The following is a 2,104-nucleotide window of genomic DNA, read 5'->3' on the forward strand; positions in this document are numbered from 1 at the left end:
CGACAGCAGCAGCAGTTGTGCTGCTACTCCGGTCTTCTTAAACTCGCGAATGAATTCGATCGTCGCCTTGCCGGCCGTCGTCAAAATGACCGCTTGCGGTCGCGCGAGAGCAATTGTTTGCGCCGCAACTGCGGCGTCCCGAGCGTCCGTCGCGATCGCCGCACTCGCTATCGGGGCTACTTGTCGGTCCTTCATAGCCGCCTGCACGCCCGCAAGCCCCTCCTGTCCGAAAGCGTTGTTCAGGTATGCGACGGCGATGGACTTGATCCCTGTCGTCGTCAAATGCTGAACCATTTTTTCTGTTTCACTACCGTACGAAGCCATCACGGTGAACAGATACCGGTTCGGCGTGCGGCGCAGGCTGTCTGCTCCCGTGAACGGCGCAAACAATGGCACACGGTGTTGCTCCAGTAGCGGCAGCACACCGGTGACATTGGCCGTTCCCAGGTTCCCGACCAGCGCGAATACCTTGTCCTCACCAATCAATTTTTCGGTATTGGCCAGTGATCGTTGGGGAACATACCCGTCGTCCATTAGCACGAGCTTCAACCGGCGGCCGAAGACCCCGCCACGGCGGTTCACCTCGTCGATGTACGCCTTGAAACCTTCGCTGAAATCGTTGCCGATTTCTGCAAGCGGCCCGGTCAGCGACACACTCTGACCGATCAGGACGGTCTGTGCTGTTACGCCAGTCTCTGCTCGCGCAAGCCCGGTCCCCAACAGCGTCACACAAAGCGCGGCAATAACCTGCACAGCTTGCAGGGTTGCCCGCACGTTTGGCAGCCGAAGCTGAAGCCCCGACCGAGGATCGCTCAACGCGTTTGCGAATTTCGATTTGCTCAGGTTCATGGCTATCTCTTTATGGCTGTTTAAAAATTTTGTCAACTCACTTCATGGTGATCACGATCCCGAGCCCACTTCTTGTTCAAAGTCGGCACCATTGCCTGCAACCTGACCCCAGTCGGCGAAGCTCTTGTAGTGCTCGCGCCACGTGGCCAGCAGTTCCTCGCGCGGCAGATCGGCGTAGGCGCCGCGGTCCTGCACATACTCCATGTGACGTCGGCCGCTGACATCAAATTCATGAAAGACCGAATCGGCGCTGCCGTCGAACTCCAACGGGTGGATACCGGCTTTCTCGCACAAGGAGCGGTTGAAAGCGGGCGTTGCCTTGAGCCACTGGCCGTCGACCCACAGCTCGGTGTAGCCATGAAAGACAAACAAGTCGGTGCCCATCAGGTCTTGCAGGCGTTTGCTGGTCAGGTGGTTGCGAACGTCGGCATAGCCCACCCGTGCCGGCACGCCCAGTACACGGGCAGCCGCTGCCAGCAACGCCGCCTTGGGCACGCAAAAGCCACGCCCAGCCTCGATCACGTGGCTGCCCTTCAAGCCCTCGACCGTGGTGTCAAAGTAGTAGGGGTCGTAGAGAAACTCGTCGCGCACGGCGTAATAGAGCTTGACCGCGATCTCGCGCGGCGTCAGGCCGGGGTCGGCCACCCGGCGCGCGAACGCGATCACCGCCGGGTGATCGCTGTCCACGTAGCGGCCGGGCGCGAGATAAGCCGACGGATCGTTCGTGTTTGTGGTTTGCGTCGTCGCGTCCATGTCATTCATCCTTGGCGCTCAGGCACTTCGGCGGCTTGGCCAGGGCAAAGCCGTTGAAGGGTTTGGAGCGATCCGTCGGCTTCAGCTTCCAGGTCTGACGGGCATTGGGCACACCGCCATCGACGCGGATGAAGGAGCCGGTGATGTAGGCCGCCGCCTCGGACAGCAGGAACACGATGGCCGCCGATACTTCGGCCTCGGTGCCATAGCGCTGCAGCGGCACACTCTTCATCAAAATGCGGAACTTGGCCTGCATCTCGGGTTCGTAGGTGTCAAAGCCGCTGCTGGCCACAAAGCCCGGCGCCACCGCGTTGACGCGCACGCCCGACTCGCCCCATTCGCAGGCCGCCGTTTCGGTGAACGACAGCATGCCGGCGCGCGCGGCGCCGCTGTGTCCCATGGTGGGCATGCCCATCCACATGTCGGCGATGATGTTGACGATGGAGCCGCCGTGCGCCTCCATCCACTGCGTGTAGACCTCGCGGGAGACGAGAAAGCCTCC

3 protein-coding genes are annotated in these 2,104 nt (G+C 61.3%); all 3 read right to left on the bottom strand.

The window, feature by feature from the left end:
• A partial coding sequence (locus ABYB95_RS22340) for an ABC transporter substrate-binding protein (protein WP_372662174.1) occupies positions 1-849 on the bottom strand: 849 nt, incomplete at its 3' end.
• 51 nt (positions 850-900) lie between these two features.
• Complete coding sequence (locus ABYB95_RS22345; RefSeq protein ID WP_008905487.1) at positions 901-1,602, bottom strand: transglutaminase family protein; 702 nt, start codon at positions 1,600-1,602, stop codon at positions 901-903.
• A gap of 1 nt (position 1,603) precedes the next feature.
• On the bottom strand, positions 1,604-2,104 hold a 501-nt coding region (locus ABYB95_RS22350; RefSeq protein WP_372662178.1), incomplete at its 5' end, for an SDR family oxidoreductase.

This window comes from Hydrogenophaga sp., from assembly GCF_041633695.1.
In the GTDB taxonomy this organism is placed as follows: domain Bacteria; phylum Pseudomonadota; class Gammaproteobacteria; order Burkholderiales; family Burkholderiaceae_C; genus Hydrogenophaga.